At 34.3% G+C, this 18,847-nt stretch carries 20 protein-coding genes and 1 pseudogene; 4 read left to right on the top strand and 17 right to left on the bottom strand.

The window, feature by feature from the left end; all coding sequences use genetic code 11:
* Window positions 1-605 precede the first annotated feature (605 nt).
* Entirely contained in the window at window positions 606-2,024 is a 1,419-nt protein-coding gene (locus AM499_RS05685; protein ID WP_082355350.1) for a flavin monoamine oxidase family protein, read from the top strand.
* Window positions 2,025-2,532: 508 nt separating this feature from the next.
* On the opposite strand, the gene AM499_RS05680 is transcribed toward AM499_RS05685, so the two are convergent.
* The 4 genes from AM499_RS05680 to AM499_RS05665 all read right to left on the bottom strand — a co-directional run bounded on the left by AM499_RS05680 (window position 2,533) and on the right by AM499_RS05665 (window position 5,395).
* Window positions 2,533-3,780 carry a DUF4153 domain-containing protein gene (locus AM499_RS05680; protein ID WP_053589285.1) on the bottom strand — a complete coding sequence of 416 codons (1,248 nt, stop codon included), beginning with the start codon at window positions 3,778-3,780 and terminating at the stop codon, window positions 2,533-2,535.
* A gap of 48 nt (window positions 3,781-3,828) precedes the next feature.
* The gene (locus AM499_RS05675; RefSeq protein WP_017153334.1) at window positions 3,829-4,044 is read right to left on the bottom strand and encodes a helix-turn-helix domain-containing protein; all 216 of its coding nucleotides are present in this window, start codon (window positions 4,042-4,044) and stop codon (window positions 3,829-3,831) included.
* Between the two features lie 11 nt (window positions 4,045-4,055).
* On the bottom strand, window positions 4,056-4,538 hold the full coding sequence (locus tag AM499_RS05670; protein WP_053589284.1) for a DUF2975 domain-containing protein: 483 nt from the start codon (window positions 4,536-4,538) through the stop codon (window positions 4,056-4,058).
* 347 nt (window positions 4,539-4,885) lie between these two features.
* Window positions 4,886-5,395 (bottom strand): RrF2 family transcriptional regulator, encoded by a 510-nt coding sequence (locus AM499_RS05665; RefSeq protein WP_053589283.1) that lies wholly within the window; start codon window positions 5,393-5,395, stop codon window positions 4,886-4,888.
* A 198-nt stretch (window positions 5,396-5,593) separates the two neighbouring features.
* Here AM499_RS05665 and AM499_RS05660 point away from each other — a divergent pair, with 198 nt between their 5' ends.
* Both AM499_RS05660 and AM499_RS21240 read left to right on the top strand, forming a co-directional pair.
* On the top strand, window positions 5,594-6,241 hold the full coding sequence (locus tag AM499_RS05660) for an FMN-dependent NADH-azoreductase (RefSeq protein WP_053589282.1): 648 nt from the start codon (window positions 5,594-5,596) through the stop codon (window positions 6,239-6,241).
* A gap of 99 nt (window positions 6,242-6,340) precedes the next feature.
* A protein-coding gene (locus AM499_RS21240) for an IS3 family transposase (protein ID WP_156316755.1) occupies window positions 6,341-7,701 on the top strand; the annotation gives its coding sequence in 2 pieces (ribosomal slippage) (window positions 6,341-6,797 and window positions 6,797-7,701; 1,362 coding nt in all).
* Between the two features lie 208 nt (window positions 7,702-7,909).
* On the opposite strand, the gene AM499_RS05645 is transcribed toward AM499_RS21240, so the two are convergent.
* From AM499_RS05645 to AM499_RS05595, 11 genes are all read right to left on the bottom strand, one after another.
* Window positions 7,910-8,347, bottom strand: coding sequence for a VOC family protein (locus AM499_RS05645; protein WP_053589281.1), 438 nt, complete (start codon window positions 8,345-8,347; stop codon window positions 7,910-7,912).
* A 189-nt stretch (window positions 8,348-8,536) separates the two neighbouring features.
* Window positions 8,537-8,971 (bottom strand): hypothetical protein, encoded by a 435-nt coding sequence (locus tag AM499_RS05640; RefSeq protein WP_231687535.1) that lies wholly within the window; start codon window positions 8,969-8,971, stop codon window positions 8,537-8,539.
* A 142-nt stretch (window positions 8,972-9,113) separates the two neighbouring features.
* Window positions 9,114-9,905, bottom strand: coding sequence for a hypothetical protein (locus AM499_RS21815; RefSeq protein WP_053589279.1), 792 nt, complete (start codon window positions 9,903-9,905; stop codon window positions 9,114-9,116).
* 303 nt (window positions 9,906-10,208) lie between these two features.
* Window positions 10,209-10,694 carry a GNAT family N-acetyltransferase gene (locus tag AM499_RS05630; protein WP_053589278.1) on the bottom strand — a complete coding sequence of 162 codons (486 nt, stop codon included), beginning with the start codon at window positions 10,692-10,694 and terminating at the stop codon, window positions 10,209-10,211.
* Between the two features lie 241 nt (window positions 10,695-10,935).
* Window positions 10,936-11,205, bottom strand: coding sequence for a hypothetical protein (locus AM499_RS05625; RefSeq protein ID WP_053589277.1), 270 nt, complete (start codon window positions 11,203-11,205; stop codon window positions 10,936-10,938).
* 209 nt (window positions 11,206-11,414) lie between these two features.
* Window positions 11,415-11,774, bottom strand: a complete 360-nt coding sequence (locus AM499_RS05620; protein ID WP_053589276.1) for a hypothetical protein — start codon at window positions 11,772-11,774, stop codon at window positions 11,415-11,417.
* A 302-nt stretch (window positions 11,775-12,076) separates the two neighbouring features.
* The gene (locus AM499_RS05615; protein ID WP_053589275.1) at window positions 12,077-12,949 is read right to left on the bottom strand and encodes an AraC family transcriptional regulator; all 873 of its coding nucleotides are present in this window, start codon (window positions 12,947-12,949) and stop codon (window positions 12,077-12,079) included.
* Window positions 12,950-13,168: 219 nt separating this feature from the next.
* Complete coding sequence (locus tag AM499_RS05610; protein ID WP_053589274.1) at window positions 13,169-13,555, bottom strand: hypothetical protein; 387 nt, start codon at window positions 13,553-13,555, stop codon at window positions 13,169-13,171.
* Window positions 13,556-13,733: 178 nt separating this feature from the next.
* Complete coding sequence (locus AM499_RS05605) at window positions 13,734-14,105, bottom strand: hypothetical protein (protein ID WP_053589273.1); 372 nt, start codon at window positions 14,103-14,105, stop codon at window positions 13,734-13,736.
* A 165-nt stretch (window positions 14,106-14,270) separates the two neighbouring features.
* The gene (locus AM499_RS05600; RefSeq protein ID WP_053589272.1) at window positions 14,271-14,696 is read right to left on the bottom strand and encodes an ester cyclase; all 426 of its coding nucleotides are present in this window, start codon (window positions 14,694-14,696) and stop codon (window positions 14,271-14,273) included.
* Window positions 14,697-14,865: 169 nt separating this feature from the next.
* A complete protein-coding gene (locus AM499_RS05595) occupies window positions 14,866-16,059 on the bottom strand; it encodes an MFS transporter (protein WP_442853788.1) in 1,194 nt (397 codons plus the stop codon).
* A gap of 375 nt (window positions 16,060-16,434) precedes the next feature.
* Here AM499_RS05595 and AM499_RS05590 point away from each other — a divergent pair, with 375 nt between their 5' ends.
* Entirely contained in the window at window positions 16,435-17,016 is a 582-nt protein-coding gene (locus AM499_RS05590) for a TetR/AcrR family transcriptional regulator (RefSeq protein WP_053589271.1), read from the top strand.
* Window positions 17,017-17,870: 854 nt separating this feature from the next.
* Here the strand turns inward: AM499_RS05590 and AM499_RS21230 are convergent.
* Both AM499_RS21230 and AM499_RS05580 read right to left on the bottom strand, forming a co-directional pair.
* Window positions 17,871-18,044, bottom strand: a pseudogene (locus tag AM499_RS21230) (MATE family efflux transporter); the annotation flags it as partial.
* A gap of 377 nt (window positions 18,045-18,421) precedes the next feature.
* The gene (locus AM499_RS05580) at window positions 18,422-18,781 is read right to left on the bottom strand and encodes a hypothetical protein (RefSeq protein WP_053589270.1); all 360 of its coding nucleotides are present in this window, start codon (window positions 18,779-18,781) and stop codon (window positions 18,422-18,424) included.
* Between the last annotated feature and the right edge of the window lie 66 nt (window positions 18,782-18,847).

The following is an 18,847-nucleotide window of genomic DNA, read 5'->3' as shown; positions in this document are numbered from 1 at the left end:
AACTAACCTGTCCCGTTAGTTGAATAAGCACCTTCTCTTCTATTTGGTAATAAAACTTAATAATCAATTTCTATTAAATAAACTATCTAAAAAATACTGTTACTCCTTATTATTTAGACCGTAGCTTCCATCGGTACATGCTGCATCCGCTGAAGAATCGCCTGAGAGATCCTGAAGTAGTGGTGTAGCAGGTTCCTCTTCCCATAGTTTCTTAAGAGCACTTGAAAAGGTTTCAGGAGGCTGAACACTGTAAATGCAATATTTTTGATTGATAATGAAGAAGGGTACTCCGGTAATTCTGTATTACTGAGCAACTCCTTCGTCAATCCGCACATCATTTGCAAAAGCTGTTTCGTCACGTAGAATGTTTAGGACTTCATTCCTGTCGAGAGAAGAAGCTTCTGCAATGTTATCCAAAGTTCATGGTCACTTACTGAACAGCCTTGAATTAAACTTCCCCTAAAGTCCTCCATACAGCAAAAAAATATTCCAATAAATGTAAAGAAAACATAGACATCCTTGCAATTGAATATAATGCATAAATTCAATGGTATAGGAGCGAAGAAATGCTTAATAACAAAGATAATCAATTAACAACTGAACAAATGATTTTCATAATTAAAAATGGCCTTAAAAAGTCACAAGCCCCCAAAAACATTATTGTTGTTGGTGCGGGAATGGCTGGACTCGTTGCAGCTTCATTATTAAAAGACACTGGTCACAATGTTACCATTCTTGAAGCTAATGGCAGGATAGGAGGTCGTGTTTACACCTTACGATCGCCCTTTAGCGATGGGTTATATTTTAATGCGGGGCCAATGCGTATCCCATCTCTACATTCTTTAACCTTAGAGTATATAAAAAAATTTTCGTTGCCTACAAACCTATTTGTCAACCGAACTCCAATGGATATTATTTATGCAAATGGTACTAAAACACGTCTAGAATTTTTTGAAGATAACCCAAATATTTTAAAATATCCAGTTGAGCTAAATGAAAGAGGGAAAACCGCTGAAGATTTATTGCTTCTGGTGCTTCAGCCAATCATGAATTTTATTAAACAAGACCCGGCAAGAAATTGGGCAATTGTAGAAAAACAATATAGAAAATATTCATTAGGTTTTCTCTTGAACTCGTATTTATCGGCCGGTGCTATCGATATGGTTGGTGTACTCCTTGATTTGGAAGCATATATGGGAATCTCTTTAATTGAAGTATTACGAGAAATGGTTTTATTCACATCACCAACCAGTTTCTATGAAATAACAGGTGGTATGGATCGATTACCATATGCATTTCTACCACAATTAAAAGAAGTTATTCTGTACCATCATAAAATGTATAAAATTGTCCAATCCCAAGATAGTGTAACCATACATACTCTTCATCAACAAACCTCAGAACATTTCAAAATGACTGCTGATCTTGCTATAGTAACTATCCCCTTTTCAACTTTACGATTTGTGAAGGTAGAACCATTCGATTCTTTTTCCTATTATAAACGAAGAGCGATTCGCGAACTAAACTATATCTCTTCAACAAAAATCGGAATCGAGTTTAAAAGTAGATTTTGGGAAAGAGAGGGTCAAAATGGTGGAAAGTCTATTACTGATCTCCCAATCCGTTTTACCTTTTACCCAAGTTATGCAATTGGTAGAGAAGGTCATGCTGTGATTTTGGCAAGTTATACATGGGCGGATGAAGCTTTAATGTGGGACTCTCTATCAGAAATAGAGCGCATCCAATATGCTCTATCGAACTTGGCAGAAATTTACGGAAATCAAGTCTATTCTGAGTTTGTATCAGGTTCTTCCTTTAGTTGGAGCCAAAACCCATATTCTTGTGGCGCTTTTACAGCTTTTGAACCGGGGCAGGAATTGGAGTTGTATCCTTATATTCCTTCACCTGAAGGAAGAGTTCACTTTGCTGGTGAACATACATCTCTTACCCATGGTTGGATGCAAGGAGCAATTGAATCTGGAATACGAGTTGCATATGAAGTTAATAACTTGCCAAATTTTTAAGTGACACTACAAAGATAAATACATTCATAAAATTAATGTTTTAAACGTAAAAATAGACCCCCGAACTGATGGTCTTGTTTAACTAAAGCACCCGTTAGTTGAAGAAGAAACGTGAAGCTTATTCAACAATCGCTCCCTTTAATTGAATAACTAAAGTCTGACCTCACTCATAATATTACTTAATTCTTCTTCAACTAACTCCCTCTTTAGTGTAAGTACATCTTTTCACATTTAATCTAAATCAAACTCAAACTTAAAACCTGCAAGTTTAGCTTATCAAATACGTTTCATGAAGTCCTTTTTCTTTGGGCACATGAAACTGGACATAATTTAAAGAATCCAGTTGCAACAATATATTATGTCTTCTAGTTTGAATACCCTCTTTTTAACTTTAGTAATGAAAATAAGCCAAAACTATGCAACTCTGTATAAAAAGCTGCATAATATCGGCTCTAAGGATTTTATACGTTATAGAAGATTAGCTTTTCGTTACATTAACAGAGCCTTTCTAATTAAAAATTATAGGAAAAGTAAATATAACGAAAGCTGCCCAAAGTCCGTAGACCGGCAAATACTTAGTAACGGCATCTTGGATAGTTGAAGGTCCGGATTTGTTTTGTAGAAAACGCATATAGGAGAGCATAATCCAAATTAGATTTGCCCAGATAAGTATGTTTACTCCTAAAACAGCAAGTCTATTAGGCGTAATCCCATAAGAAGAAAGTCTGAACACAATTGCTGACAAAGCCACACTGTCAATGATAAGCGCAAGAACAATTAAGGCAAAATTTATATAATCTGAAATGTTCTTTTTCTCGTCTGAGTCACTCTCGATAATGGAAAATATGGTAACGGTCAATACACCAAGGAGTATTCCGTTGAAGACTATCAGGAAATTGCGGTCCAAGAATGGATTTTTTCCGACCCATATAACCGTTATAAGATAGACCAACAATGTGACCAGGACAAGAGGACTAAAAATTTTAGCTATATATGGTGTAATATTCTTAGCAAGTTTAAGATTCATTGATACCAGGTATGCAGCCACAATAGCGAGAGCGGCAGCACCAAATAAAACGACATTACTAAAATAGAAGTCTTCTATATCCAAGCCAACAAAGCTAAATAACTGCATGGTTAATGCTGCCAGTACCATTCCGCTAACTGCCATACTGGCGTAGAGAATACAATATTCCAAGTTAAATTTAATATAGGCTAATCTTGTACTGCCTTTTGAATATTCATTTCCTGTAAATGCAAGCCCTACCAATACCCATAAGAATATGGGAAGGTGTAAATAAGCAAGGATAATACTGTCTTTATAATTTAATGGCAGCATATTAAGATAAAACCCGGAAATTAGGAACAACGCTGCAAGGGAATAAATAACACTTTTTTTCGGAGTATTATTGTAAACAAAATAGGCAGCAATAAAGGGAATTATACCAAAAGCCAGGTTAAATGGTGCAATTGCTTCCTGTTCGACAAAATGGAAAATGATCCTGGTGCTTATCCCGGCCAGAATGGCTAAAATGCCCATGATTAAGAAACCTTTTTGAAGCAAGGAAGATTTTTCTGTATTTACCTTCTCCTTAAAATGCAATCTTTCATACCAAACACCAAGAACCTGAGAATCAGGATTTTGTTCCCATGCGTGTGAGAATGATTTTTTAAAAGCTTTCGGGTCTTTTCTATACATTCTCTCCAACTCATGAGGGTTAGCAATATTTTCAATAATCAAATTGTTAATGTCCATAGTTATACCTCCCCTAATAATTGTTATATTAAGTTTCCTCCACAATGTTTAACTGTCTTCGTCACTTTTGTATTCTAAAATATCTCCAGGCTGACATTCTAAAGCCTTACAAATTGCCTCTAAAGTGGATAATCGAATCGCTTTTGCCTTTCCATTTTTCAATATAGAAAGGTTCGCCATTGTTATTCCAACCTTCTCCGAAAGTTCTGTTACGCTCATTTTCCTTTTCGCTAACATCACATCAATATTGATTATAATTGCCATTGTTTTTCACCTCAGACCGTTAAATCATTTTCTGATTTGATATTGATTGCTTCTTGTAAAAGTTTTTGGAGAACAGCCGCAAAGACTGCGATAACCATCGAAGCAAAAGGAACAACCAATCCGACAAAGATAACTCCTGGTGCGTCGTCTATCTCCGCAAAGATATAGAAGAGTGGCCAAACTAGCACATGCAAAATACTGATTGTGATGGCACAGTATTTGATTTTCTTTAATGCTTTTACAGATAAATCGGAGAAAGCTTTATTTTTGTCAATATAGCGTAAGAGTTTGAAAGCCTGATACAAAGCAAAGTAAAAAGGTATCGCCGATGCATCAAAAGCGATGAAAACGAGATATTTTATTCTAGCAAACTCTGGAAGCAATTTTGCTGCAAGATTCGCCATCTCAGGCACCAAAAAGATGCACAGAGCAAGAACTGGGACTCCTAAAAGAATAACAGCTATTTTTAAAAACAACGTCTTTACTTTTTCCATAAAAAGCACCTCACTTAATTATTCTGATTTTAATTTTAATATATATTTTATCGATTTACAATAAATTTTTATTAATTTGAATTACATTTTTATTGTAGATTTTTGTTTTAAGCAAAATTAAAAGCATTCCTCTTTCAAAGAAATGCTCTATAACTTTAAACCATTAAATTTATAACTTGTACAACTAACCTACTGCGTTAGTTTAAATGTAACATTTCACAATGGATCGCCGAAATCTACTTGATGTTTTGGACATAAAAATAGACCATCGAAATGATGGTCTTGTTTAACTAAAGCACCCGTTAGTTGAAGATGCTATTAACTTAAATGAGCTTAAAGTAAAGGATCTAATTAGAGTCATTTCTTCTAAAGTATTCTCGGGAACCTACTCTTATTTCTTTTGGAAGAACTTGTTCGAGTTCCTCATTTAACCATGAAATAGTCTTACTACTTAGGAACTCATACATTTGCTGTTCTGCCTCTAGCATTACTAAGTTAATGGTGCAAGCGGAATTACCTGAAGTGCATGAAGAGCATTTTTCTTTATCTAAATACATAAGATTATTCTTTAAAATATTCTGGCACTGAAAAATAGGCTTAACTCCTTCTACTGCTTTTATTACATCCCAAAAAGATATCTCTTCAGGGGCTTTAGCCAATTTATATCCTCCATTTACCCCAGATACAGAACTTACGATACCAGCCTTAGATAATTTACCGAAAACTTTTGATAAGTATGTCTCTGAAAGTCCTTGAAATTCTGAAAGATCTTTTATTCCTATGCTTTCGTTTGAAGGAACATCAATTAAATAAACAAGACTATGCAGAGCATATTCAACCATAACACTATACTTCATTTAGTTCACCTGCTTGTATTATTTAAGATACTAAGTGTATTTGTATATTAACACAAACTCGAAGGTGTATATATTTTTTAATTTGACACAAATTATTATTCGATGTATTATTAAAAGCGCCTTAATTGTAGACACATTCAATCGACGATTAATGTAGTCTTTAATTATATTAAACATACTTTTAGGAGGAATACATCTATGAGTAAACTTCTTGTTATAAACGCACATCCAATAGTTGATTCAACTTCTTCAGTAAGTCTAAATGTTCTTGATTATTTTATGAGAGCCTACAAAGAGCTACATTCTAATGAAGAAATCATTGAACAGATTAATTTGTACAGTGAAGTAGTGCCTATGATAGATGATACTGTGCTAACTGCATGGGGAAAATTAAGAAATGGACACGAACTTACTAACCAAGAGCTAGAAGTAACAGGGCGTATGAATGAGATATTAAATCAATTCAAAAGTGCAAATAAGTATGTTATTGCTTACCCATTGCATAACTTTAATGTTTCATCAAAGCTAAAAGCCTATATGGACAATATTTTGATTGCAAGGGAAACTTTTAAATATACCGACACAGGATCAGTTGGGCTTCTTAAAGACGGAAGAAGTATAGTTGTGATACAAGGAAGTGGAGCCATCTATACCAATAATGACTGGTATACCGAAGTTGAATACTCTCATAAATACTTAAAGTCAATGTTCAACTTTATGGGAATTGAAGATTACGAAATTATTCGTGTACAAGGAACTGATTTACTGGGTGCTGATAGAGATAAGATTTTACAAAAGGGATATGAAGAAGCTGAAAAAGTTGCTTCTGAATTAGCAAAGAAATAAAAAACAGCATAATAAATTACTGCAATATTAAAAACATCCTACAAGATGAACTGCCCCGTAAATGTTAGACACTAAACTAACATTTGCGGGGTGTTTTTTATGGCTAGATTTACAGCAGAAGAAAAAATCAATATAGTATTGCGTTATTTAGGAGGCCATGAAAGTTATCAGGAAATAGGAAGGGACTTAAAAGTCAGTAAAGTTGTGATGCGAGGATGGGTAAGACTTTATGAACATCAAGGGGCAGAGGCATTCTGTCTGCCCTATACAACTTATACGCAACAGTTTAAACTAGATGTACTGAGTTATATGAACGAAATGGGTACATCCTCTCTTGAAACGGCCGCAATTTTTAATATTTCGTCATCTGGTCTGATTAGAAATTGGCGAAGAGCGTTTGAAATTGGTGGAATCGATGCCCTACTACCAAAGAAAAAGGGGCGCCCATCCATGAAAAAGGAAACCAAATCGAATGACAAAAAAACATCTCCAGTTGATGGATCTATGGAAGCTCTACGAGCTGAAAATGAACGTTTGCGTATGGAGAATGCCTACTTAAAAAAGTTGAACGCTTTAGTTCAGGAAAAGGAAAAATTACAAACAAAATCAAAGCGCAAGTAATTTTTGAACTAAAGGCTGAATTTGATGTCGTGGAATTAGTTAAAGTCGCAGACATTCCACGTAGTACTTATTATTACTGGGAAAAACGATTACAGCGTGAAGATAAATACGCGAAGGAAAAACAAGCAATCGAAGCCATTTATCATGAACATAAAGGACGTTATGGCTATCGTCGTATCGCCAAAGAATTAAAGAAAAGAAATATTTTTCATGATCCAAAGACGATCAACCGATTAATGAACGAAATGGGTTTAAAATGCGAAGTGAGGATTAAGAAGTATCGATCTTACCGTGGAAAAGCTGGCAAAATCGCACCGAATTTACTAAACCGTGATTTCCATGCAGGAAAAATGAATCAAAAATGGGTAACGGACGTAACCGAATTCCATTTATTCGGTGAGAAACGATATCTATCCCCTATACTTGATTTATGTAACGGCGAAATCATTGCTTACAAGGTAATGAGCCGCCCAGTTTATCAACTTGTGGGTGATATGTTAGCCGAGGCAATCGGGAGTTTAAATCCAGGAAGTACAGTCATTTTACACTCTGATCAAGGGTGGCAATATCAAATGAAGAAATACCAAAAAACGCTAGTGAAACATAATATAAGACAAAGTATGTCCCGTAAGGGCAATTGTTTGGATAACGCAGTCATTGAGAACTTCTTTGGCTTATTAAAGTCGGAGCTTCTTTATCTACAAGAGTTTGAGAATATGGAACATTTTGAACGTGAACTACATGAATATATCGAGTATTACAACCATAAACGAATGAAGGCAAAATTAAAAGACCTAAGTCCAGTAGAATACCGAACTCAGGTCTTAGAAGCTGCTTAAGCTATTTGTCTAACTTTATTGGGTCAGTTCAAGATAGGATGTTTTTTTAACACTTATTTTGTTATTCCTTATTCAACTAAACTGCCCCGTTAGTTCAATAAGAAAAAAGTGTTGCCTAAGCAACTCCATGTTCTTGAACTAAAGCACCCGATAGTTTAAGAAGTCTTTAAAGTTTGAAATCTAAATTATTTAAAGTCCATTCAATATTTTATCTGAGTTTCTCCGCCAACTCTAAAATAATACCCTCTGGACCACGAACGTAGCATAACTTATAACTTTCTTCATATTGCTGTATCTCACTAAAGATTTCCGTACCCCTCTTTTTCAATTTTGCAACAACAGCATCAATATCTTCAACAGCAAAGCAAATATGTCGTATACCCAGCGTATTTGCAAAAGGTTGCTGAATATCTTTTTCATCTGATGGCGTATAAAATTTGACTAGCTCTATCCATGTCTGACCATCTGGCATCCCCAATCCTACACATGCCGTTTTAACATCATTAAGCCCAACTATTCTATCCAACTGTTCACCATCCAATTCCCATTCCGCTTGCACTTCAAGTCCTAAATCAAGAAAAAACGCTTTAGCCTCTGAAAGATCATTTACGTTTATACTCACATGATCTATTCTATTGATCTTCATATCTCATACCTCCTATATTCCTGTTATTTTCAATACCTGTATTCGTGTAAGGTTTGTTTGAAATTCTAATTCGCTTAAAACAGAAAATATCCTTCTTCAACAATCCTGCCCCGTTAGTTCAATAAGAAAAAAGCTTCACTCCTTCTTGAAGTAAAGCACCCGTTAGTGAAAAATCAAAATTTAGGCTTACTACTTAGTAGCATTCTTTAAAATCGGAAAGAAATCACTATCATTTTCCATTGAATAGTTTTCGTACGTATCAAGAATAATTAGTGATTTTTTATCCGAATCAACAAACATTGAATATCCTGTATTTAATGTAATATTGATTCGGTAATCGTAGTCACTTGAAACATCACTTGCTTTTTTGAATTTTGCATTTTTAAAAGCCTCTATAAGTTCCTGTTGCGTTTCTTCTGGAATTTCAATTGATGTGAATATATTCTCTGTTTCATGATCAATACTTTCAATGTCTACAAATGGGTTTTCTGCATTTAAGTCAGCATGATCACCTAGTATGTCTGATGCAGAATAAGTCCTATTAGCATTAGCAAAGATAAAGAAACCCACCATAATAAGCAATAAAACTATAATTACGATTCCAATTTTTTTGAAATCCCGCAAAATTTTCTCCATTTGACACCGTCCTTTTTTATTCTTATTGGACTAAACAGCTCCATTAGTTCAATAAGAATAAAAATGCTACCCCTTCTTGAAGTAAACCACCCGTTTGTTGAATAAGCACTCCTTGGTACCATTTAAGCAATCACTCTCTAGCGGATGTCAAATCAACTTCAAATTGTCCTATATCATCAAACCCTTTTAACCTAAATAAATGTTTCCCATAATTATCAGTTCCGGTTATTTCTAAAACGACTACTATCTTACTAGGTTTATAAGACGGTACATAAGCGAGGCTCACAACATCTGTCTTATTCTTGTTAAGTGGATATTGTAAATACAGACTTCTATCATTACCAACGTCTTTTATTTGATGACTATATAGAATAGTTGTTTCTCCTGGTTCTAATTTATTGATAATACCTAAATTCTGATGTACATGAGTTTTATAAAATGAAAAATAAAAGTTTAAATCTGTTATTTCTTGTTTACTTGAATTGTAAACCTCAATTGTCACACCATTATCGTACTGAAAAAACTCTCCTTGCCAACTTCTTATTATTAAGTAGTAAAAACCGAGCAAAATAAGAAAGAAAGTAGCAATACCGATAATTGTGTATTTAAATATTTTTTTCACTAAGACACTTTTGACCTTACTTTTATTCCACTTATTAATTGCTGATAAAATTCCTCCTAGAGCAAGGAAAACGAACCCAATAAATTTTATTATGCTTAGGGTGAATAAAAGCCCTAAATGTATAAAAAGAGCACCAATTACAATAAAACCTGTTGTAAAAATAAAACGGAGTGACCTGAAATCATTGATTGCTAATTTTTTATCATCAGAACTCATTTTTAGATAACCTCTAACAACAATGAAAGTTGGTATTCCCCACAAAATTATAAATGAGATAAGAGAATAAGTATCCATTTTCAATATCCATACCTCCTATCTACAGCTAGTTATTCATACTATCCATCTTCAACTAACCTGCTTCGTTAGTCAGTTTTCAAACTATAACTTGATAAAGCAATTACAATAATCGCTAAGATAATTCTAACTATTTTCAAAGAATATTTTCCTTTTAAAAATTTATGACCCACACAATTTTTTCTTTATCATTTCAACTAACATTTTGAATAAATGGAAATCTCTTATTCAACTAACCTTCTTCTTTAGTTCAATAAGAAATAGAGTTTCCTTAGCAACCCACGAGCTTCAACTAAAGCTCACCGAAAGTCAAGTATTTTGCAACCATAAATTCATTATATAATGTTCACCTTTAGGACCAATTATTCTCTTACCTGTATCTTTAAAACCTACTTTTAAGTACAGTAGCTGTGCAGGAAGATTTTTATGGTTGACATATAAAACGACTTCATCACAATTAGGAAATTCAGATTTAACAAAATCTCTTAGCAAGAGCATACCTTGTTTAGCATAACCTTTTCCTTGCTTCTCATGATTAACAGATAAGGCAGTTAACAACATAGCTTTCGGATTATCTGAATACTCCTTTACTCGTTCATTTGAATGAAATAAAAAGAAACCTACAGGTTCATTCTCACTTAAAATAACAATCCTATGTTGTCCTTCTGTCGCCTCTAAGATTTTGCTTGGTAATGCAGTGAACAGCACTTGTTCTTCAGGAAGTTCAAAAGAATTTAATACATCTAAATATTCATTCGAAAAATGTTTTAACTCAACGTACTCAACTTTTTCCATAGACGTTGTTACTCCTTTGTTTTTCATTACATATTACTTTAGGAACATACATTCAAGAGTCATTTTTATTAGACCTCTTTAGTTAAAGAAGCTTGTTCATCAATATGGCCCAATTGTTGAACAAAGAACAAACAGCACTCTTTAACTAACCTGCTTTTTTACACTAAACTGCTCCGTTAGTTCATAAATAAAAAAATCTTCACTCCTTCTTGAAGTAAAGCACCCGTTAGTGATGTAATTACTAATTATTAGGGTTTAATATAGGTGTATTTTTCTCCCAATCTCCGCCACCAATTTGTTCCCAGTAATCTCCCGTTTGTTTATCAAAAATTCTAAAATAGTCAGTAACTATCATTATATGTTCGTAACGGTTTTCGTTTAGTACTTTCTCATTTTGCCTTTCAACAATCTCACTATTATTAGTCTTCAAAGCCTCAGAAATGAACCAAGAACTAATAACAATACATACACCTAAAAAGATAATCGAAAATGCCTGTAAATTCTTATTCATTCAACTTTTCCCCCTTTATTTTACTTTCTATATTTTACCACAAATATCCAATCCCTTGTTGAACTAACCTGCATCTTTAGTTCAATAAGAAAAAGCTCCCTTACAGGCAGCCACTAGTATAACTATAGCACCCGCCAGTTAGTTGAATTACGAGTACTGTTAAACTTTTCGTTTATTTTTCTACTTAATTGGCGGATTCTTCATAATCATCATAATGAATCTACGGTTTTGATTTGAATCCCAGTTTTCGGCTTATTATGATCCTCTTCAAAATGAGGTTGAAAATACGATGATAACTGTTGTTTTATTTCTAATTGAATGGGTAACTGAGTTATTCCTTTTGAAATATATACTTCCCCAACATTATCACCATCTACAAAGAAACAAAGATTACCTTGGTATAATGAATTGACAGATATAAATTGTATTTTCACTCTATCCTCATTATTTAAAGAGTGAAAATTAATTGAGTGAACCAGTGTGTATGCACTAGTTAGATACAAAGTATCAACTAATTCAAGATCTGTATTAATTATGTCTAGCTCAACATCCCTTAAATCATTTTTCATTATTTCTCCACCTTTCTAAAAAAGAACTGCCTAGTATATAGACTCGTTATACTTTCTATGTACTTCCCTCATAATTTCAATAGCTTTTTCAACAGTTAGTATATCGTTCTTCACCCAATTCTTCCCGATTTCCAAAACTAAGGATTGAACAAAACCAGTTGTTCTTAAAATAATTTAAAGTATCGGAAAAGGAAAATCCTTATTGAACTAACCTGATCCGTTAGTTTAAGTGTATACTTTCACAATCGTCCCATCTATAAAAAAAAGAGCTGTCAAAACAGCTCTTTGATCTAAAATTAAATTTATTTTTTCAAAACTGGAATCCAAATTTCGCTCTTCACAGACGGTGAAGTTAAGTCTTTGGTTTTAATCGACAAGATTTCGGGTCCTTCTGTTACTTGATAACTGGAAGATGGAAACCACTCGGAATATATCCTTCCCCAAGTTTCCTGTAGCGTACTAGGAAAAGGTCCCGTTGATTCAAATATCGCCCATGTTAAGGCAGGAACTTCAAGTTTTGAAAATTTTTCGGGGCATTCTTGTGTTGTTGCCACTCCTATATACTGATCAAGCTCTCCTTTTTCTTCCATGCGTCCTTCAGAAAAGTTTGTAGAGGCTTGAATCATCCCTTTAGGTTCGATATTAGAAAGTTTTTTTAATTGATCTATTTCTTCCATAGTCAAAGACTTCCACATTGCCGTAATTTCTGGGTTTTCTCCTTCAAAAATAATTGGAACTCTTTTCATGATACCAATTATGTTAAATGCCTCTTTTTGTTCGACTTGGTAATTCATTTCATTTCCTCCTCTTATCGATAATTGAAAGGTCATTAGTGGATAGGCTTTTAATTGATGTCCATTTTTCCTTGCTTCTGATGGTGTTACACCATGTAAATTTTGAAAAGCTCTAGTAAAAGAGTCCGGTGAGTTGTATCCATATTTAATCGCAACATCGATTACCTTTATGTTACTATTAGTAAGCTCTAATGCTGCCAAACTAAGCCGTCTACGGCGGATGTATTCTGATAATGTAATACCTGCAAGGAAAGAAAACATCCTTTTAAAATGATATTCAGAACAATGTGCTATACTTGCCACTATCTTAAAATCTATTTCGTTAGTAAGGTTTTCCTCCATATACTTCATTGCATCATTCATGTTCTTAAGCAAATCCACTTCATGACCTCCTTCCTTAATAGAATAGCAGGAGTTGAATCTATCCACCCTACATTTTGTGCACAGTTATGCAGGATTGATCTTTTCTTTGGCTAAACTGCTGCTGTTTAAGTTCAATAAGAAAAAAGCTATACTCCTTCTTGTAGTAAAGCACCCTTTAGTTGAATAATTCATTTGTGAAAAAGAAAATCGCCTTTGAACAATTCTCGAGCTATCTCTTTATTTTCTCTCTAAATCAATTTTTTCCTCTTGGCCACCCCAAGTTATGAAAACTCGGAAAGAATCATCTTTATTGTCAGGTCGCGGCACATCTAAACAACCTGGAAAAATTTGTTTATACCTTTTATTATCTAGTGTAAAATTGTTTTCGCATGATGAACTAGGAAATTCTGCTTTGAAGGTTACATCACTTTTTGGTTCTCCCCCAACAGACTGAATTTCAACTACTTGCCGCCTTATTTTCTTTTCATCATGGCTGATTGTGTAAACAACTTTCCAATCAGACTTTCTGCCTTCGTAAATCAAAGTCTTTTCACATCCGGCTAAAACTAATATAACTAAGCAGCAGAATACTAAACTGACTAAAATCTTTTTATTCTTGGTCACCATATTCACCCTTTATGATTTTCTACTCACTCCCTTATATTAACTACTTCGATATGATACCAAATATACCTGCTTATTGAACTAACCTGCACAGTTAGTTCAATAAGAAAATGAGTTGCTGATGCAACTCATGATCTTCAACTAAAGCACCCGTTAGCTTAATAAGAAATTAAACTTATTAAGTAAGATGTTCTTTAAAAATCTGTTTAAAATAAGGCTTAAAATCAAGTTCAATCATTTGTTGAGAATCCTCATTATCAATTGTTAGTAGCACACTTGTCCGTTCTTTCTTATCTGATGTAATTTCAAGTTTTTCAACCCGTTTCAGCTCTAAAAGTGATAACAATCTATTTGAACTATGCATAGATACTTGTATTTTAACTTCACCATAAGAGGGACAAAGCTTAATAACAAAGTCTTCCTGTCCATTGGAGAATCGGTAGGTTGCTTCATTATAATAAAATGGCAAGTCTTTTGTAGTTGTATCTAATAACATTGGTTCCGATTCGAATAACGAAAGAAAGTCGTTTTCTTCTGGAAATATTGGCATCTTCACATCCCCTTTTTATCCCTATCTTCACATCGCTTATTCAACTAAACTACCCCGTTAGTGGAACAAGAAAAAAGAGCTGTTTAACAGCCCCTTGGTTTTGTACTAAAGCACCTGTTAGTTCAAGAAAAGTTTATTATCCTAACACTTTAGAATATTAAATAACTATTTAATATGTTTATTGTACTCTAATTGTTTTTGAACCCCTGACCTATCAATTTGAATCCAATACTCGGAAATTTTTCCATCTTCTATCTTATATACTGCACTTGTCATTTGAGTTATTGTAAGTCCTGTAGGTTGATATCCATCGACTACTCCTACGTGTGCACCTACTTGTCTCCAACGGACATATACTTTATGTCCTTGTACCAATAATTCTTGAATTTCTAAAGAATAATTACCATAGGCTTCAATCATTTCTCTTACGTGTTCAGCATAATCTTTAGGCGTCCTTAAAACTGTTTGTTCTTCCTCGGATACAATTTGATGAGCCAATACTTGTTCGGACATTAATTGATTTGAGTAGTCTGGATTTTTTCCTGATCGTACTTCTTCAAAAAATTTTCTAATTATTTGTTCTGGTGTCATTTGAACACCTCCATATTTATTTCAATGCTGTTACCGTCAAATGCATGGTCTTCGTTTGAAGCTGATAAACGAATAGAGATTCTGTACTAGAATTGATTTCCTCTAGACTGGTTGCTATGTATCTCAGATTCATGATGGTATCTGAGATAGGTTAAAACATATGCATACTTTAATGCGGAAACTTTAGGTTCCTTGTCATTGCCCAAAATAGAAGAGCTAAAGTACTAACAGACGCCCCAAGCAAGCATACTCCTTCCCACCCGTAGTGCGCATACATTTGAGTAGAAGCAATTGATCCGCTAGCACTTCCGATAGAATAAAACACCATGTACCCTGCAGTAAGCCGACTACGTGCCTCCAGTCGCAAAGGAAGTATCATCGTTTGATTAGTAACATGTATGGCTTGCACAGCCAAGTCAAGCAGTACAATACCTATAACTAATGCGAATAGCGATTGCTCTGTATAGCTGATGAATAACCATGAAATCAACAATAAGAACAAAGAAATGCCCGTTGTTCTCTGTCCGTAACCCAGATCAGCAAGCTTCCCCGCGCGAGCTGCAGCTAAAGCTCCTGCTACTCCCACAAGACCAAGTGCACCAATTGCGCTGTGTGAAAGAGATAATGGCGGTGTGCTAAGAGGGAGTACTAGTGAAGTCCACAAAATGCTGAAATCAGCAAAAATCAGTAGGGCAAGAACAGAGCGGATGCGTAAGATCCGTTCTTGTTTAAACAATATAAACACCGATCTAAGCAATTGAGGATAGGACAGTGACTTTACCTCTCGTTCAATATTGGGCAATACCCTAAAAAACATACAAACCATAAAAAGCATTAGTGCAGCAGAGACTAGATATACGGAACGCCACCCCGCAACATCCGTTAATATTCCTGCAAAGGACCTCGCAAGAAGTATGCCGACTACAATTCCGCTTGTTACAATACCAACCACACGCCCTCGTTCTGCAGGAGCAGCCATAGATGCTGCGAACGCCACAAGAGTCTGAGTTACGACCGCAAGAAGTCCCACTAAAGCCATTCCTGCAAATAGTATCGTGCTGGTGGAAGCAGTTCCAACTATAACCAAAACTATTATGGATAATAACATCTGACCGATAATCAATAGGCGCTGGTTCAGCAAGTCACCAAGTGGCACTAGCAGTAGCAATCCTAATCCATAAAAGATTTGAGTGATGGTAATAACAATTCCTATGATGGAATAGTCAATACCAAACTCACTCGACAACTGATCAAGTAGCGGCTGTGCGAAGTAGATATTTGCTACTGACATCCCACAGGCAACTGCAAATAATAATGACACATTAAGAGAGATAGAAGAGACACGGATTGAATCAGATGAGATAAATGCTCCCTGAGTCGAATTCGCCTTTATCTCAGCATTGACTGCTATTTTTTCTTTAATTTCCTCCACTCTGTACACCCCTTTTTTCCCATTAATTTTAGATACAGAGAAATATAACGTACCAAACAGTATGTTATATTGCTTGGTAAATATAACTTACAGAAACTTATTCTGTCAACGATTAAATTACATTATGGGTAATAACGACTTTGTTTATGGAAATCTCTTGTTAGGATTAACTAGTCTACATTTGACAATAAAAAGAGGAAAATGTATATTTATATTATACTGTTCAGTACGTAAATGAAGACAATTGGCAGTTTCTTATGATAAATATAATTAAACAAAAAACAAAAGTAACGAGAGGTTTTGACTATGGGACGAACCCGCGAATTTGACGAAGAAAAAGTATTAGATGCAGCTATGCAACTATTTTGGGAGAAGGGATATGAAGCAACCTCATTAAGTGATTTAACTTCCAGAATGGGAATTCAACGACCCAGTATTTACTCTGCCTTTGGGGGTAAAAAAGAATTGTTCGAAGCCGCTCTACGCAAATATACGATGTCCAGTGCTTCTGATATGCGAACCAGACTTCAAAACTTTTCATCAGTAAAGGAAGCATTTTGCACTTTTTTTGAAGAAGTGGTTGCTGAGGAATACACGGAAAGTCCCAGTAGAGGATGCTTTTGCATCAATACGATGGTCGAACTAGCGCCTCATGATGAGAAATTTGAAATTCTTACAAGGGAACATCAAATGTACCTTTCAATCATATTTCAAGAAACCATTGAACGAGGTATACAATCAGGTGAACTTGAGACCGATGTAAACGCGAAAGCCTTAGCACAGGCGCTAATCGTATCGTTAATTGGACTTACCGTAATAATGAAATCTCGTCCAAAACGATCATTTGTTGATAATGCAATAAAAGAGATACTTACATTGCTTAAGTAGCTCGGAATGCTTCAATCTTATTTGTCTGGTTATATGTATCTAAAAATTCTAATTTCATTCCCCTCTTCTAATTCAAAACTAAAAGAAAAAACTCCCTCTTGTAAAAGAGAGAGTTTTTTAACTTGCTGTGTTAGTTGATGTGTAACATTTCACAATGGAACGCCTAAATCTACTTGATATTCTAGACTTAAAAATAGACCATCAAAATGATGGTCTTGTTTAACTAAAACAGCCGTTAGTTTAATATGAGGATGTATAAATTCTATCTGTGTCTGAGTCTATGTCTGTGTCTATATTCATTACAAACATATAGCTACTATTTCATATGAGGGTTCGTTTTGGGAATTTGGTAGATCTTTTATTGAAACACTTCCATTAATAATGCTATTAGACCTTTTCTAGTGATGGAAGTAACAGAAAAAGTTATTTTTTTCTCTTAATTGTTCTCATGGTTGTTGGTCCAGTTCGTACCTTTTATAATAAAAAAAAAAGAAACAACAAAGATAAAAAATATGTAAGTATGTTTCTGTACAGTTCTATTGCTTTGATTGTACATAAACTTCTTGGTTTTACTCGTGGTTTGCCCATTCTAATTTCAAAGTAAGACAACAATTTTAGGTTATTGCCTTACATACATATCAATCTTTCGATTAAGATATAAAACAACATCGAGGTAACTCACTGCTTGGAATTAATTACTGAGTATTAAACACCCCAATTTCCGTTCATACTTTACAAACTAGATTAAATTTATCGTAATAAGATTTAAGAGTGGTGAACAAGATGTAAATGGTTCACCACTTTTCTTTCAAAAAGCTATTTCAGTTTTCGAAGGGGAAAACAAGTAAAATTCACCCTGCACCAATTGCCATAAAGATAGCTATATAAACGGCAAAAATAGTGTTTGCAATACCAACAGCTGTAACTTCATTTAATCCTAACCGAGCAATAAAAAGTGTATCCACGAAACCAACCACAGTCTGCAATATATTTTCGATTATTGCGGGAATAGCCAAAGATAAAATAATCCATACCTTCTGTTTGGTTCAGTGATCTTGAACCGTGCCATTTGAGGGCATTTGCTGTCACTTCCTTATTAAATTTAAAAAGAATAATAGAAATACAGCTGACATTACAGAGACTGTTTATCAGTTTCTTTTTCCAACTAACCTGCCTTGTTAGTTGAAGAAGATTTAACAGCTCATTATTTACATTAGCTTTCCTCTAGTCTTTTTGTATATTCAACGTAAGCCAATAAAGTCCTTGTTCAATTAACCTGCTGCGTTAGTTTAAGTGTAACATTTCACAATTGATCACAAATATCAAATTGATGTTTTGGACATAAAAATAGACCATCGAAATGATGGTCATGTTTAACTAAAGCACCCTTTAGTTGAATAAGAAGTTAACGATTAGAGTAATATTCTTTTGGATTTGTTATTCCATTTTCTATTAAAAATTTAGCTTCAGATTTAATTATTTCAATGTAGTTACCTTTTTTAAAAGGTTTTGTTAATTCATCAATCCTTCTTAGATTTCCTTTTATCTTTGTTTTATTATTTTGAACATCCACAATTACAGTTAAATATGCTTTACCATTATATTTTACTACCCCTGTGACTTGTTTTTTCTCTAAATCTATATTTGTATATTCGGGTACGATTCTTATTGGAGCAAAGGTTGTCCATCCCACAGAACTTTGTTTTGATTTCAGTCCAATCTTAAATATAAAATAACTAACAAGTTTTTTTAATTTAGATATCATTTTTTCACTCCTAATTTACATGGAATATTTTATCACACCTTTTTGAACTAACCTGCACCGGTAGTT

It is taken from the genome of Bacillus sp. FJAT-22090 (assembly GCF_001278755.1).
Taxonomy (GTDB): Bacteria; Bacillota; Bacilli; order Bacillales_A; family Planococcaceae; genus Psychrobacillus.
This window is presented reverse-complemented; position numbering and strand designations above follow the sequence as displayed.

Excerpts from the sequence above, each read along its gene's own strand:
- AM499_RS05685 (WP_082355350.1), top strand. The coding sequence starts at position 606 with ATGATTTTCATAATTAAAAATGGCCTTAAAAAGTCACAAGCCCCCAAA.
- AM499_RS05680 (WP_053589285.1), bottom strand. The coding sequence starts at position 3,780 with ATGGACATTAACAATTTGATTATTGAAAATATTGCTAACCCTCATGAG.
- AM499_RS05675 (WP_017153334.1), bottom strand. The coding sequence starts at position 4,044 with ATGGCAATTATAATCAATATTGATGTGATGTTAGCGAAAAGGAAAATG.
- AM499_RS05670 (WP_053589284.1), bottom strand. The coding sequence starts at position 4,538 with ATGGAAAAAGTAAAGACGTTGTTTTTAAAAATAGCTGTTATTCTTTTA.
- AM499_RS05665 (WP_053589283.1), bottom strand. The coding sequence starts at position 5,395 with ATGAAGTATAGTGTTATGGTTGAATATGCTCTGCATAGTCTTGTTTAT.
- AM499_RS05660 (WP_053589282.1), top strand. The coding sequence starts at position 5,594 with ATGAGTAAACTTCTTGTTATAAACGCACATCCAATAGTTGATTCAACT.
- AM499_RS05645 (WP_053589281.1), bottom strand. The coding sequence starts at position 8,347 with ATGAAGATCAATAGAATAGATCATGTGAGTATAAACGTAAATGATCTT.
- AM499_RS05630 (WP_053589278.1), bottom strand. The coding sequence starts at position 10,694 with ATGGAAAAAGTTGAGTACGTTGAGTTAAAACATTTTTCGAATGAATAT.
- AM499_RS05625 (WP_053589277.1), bottom strand. The coding sequence starts at position 11,205 with ATGAATAAGAATTTACAGGCATTTTCGATTATCTTTTTAGGTGTATGT.
- AM499_RS05620 (WP_053589276.1), bottom strand. The coding sequence starts at position 11,774 with ATGAAAAATGATTTAAGGGATGTTGAGCTAGACATAATTAATACAGAT.
- AM499_RS05605 (WP_053589273.1), bottom strand. The coding sequence starts at position 14,105 with ATGCCAATATTTCCAGAAGAAAACGACTTTCTTTCGTTATTCGAATCG.
- AM499_RS05600 (WP_053589272.1), bottom strand. The coding sequence starts at position 14,696 with ATGACACCAGAACAAATAATTAGAAAATTTTTTGAAGAAGTACGATCA.
- AM499_RS05590 (WP_053589271.1), top strand. The coding sequence starts at position 16,435 with ATGGGACGAACCCGCGAATTTGACGAAGAAAAAGTATTAGATGCAGCT.
- AM499_RS05580 (WP_053589270.1), bottom strand. The coding sequence starts at position 18,781 with ATGATATCTAAATTAAAAAAACTTGTTAGTTATTTTATATTTAAGATT.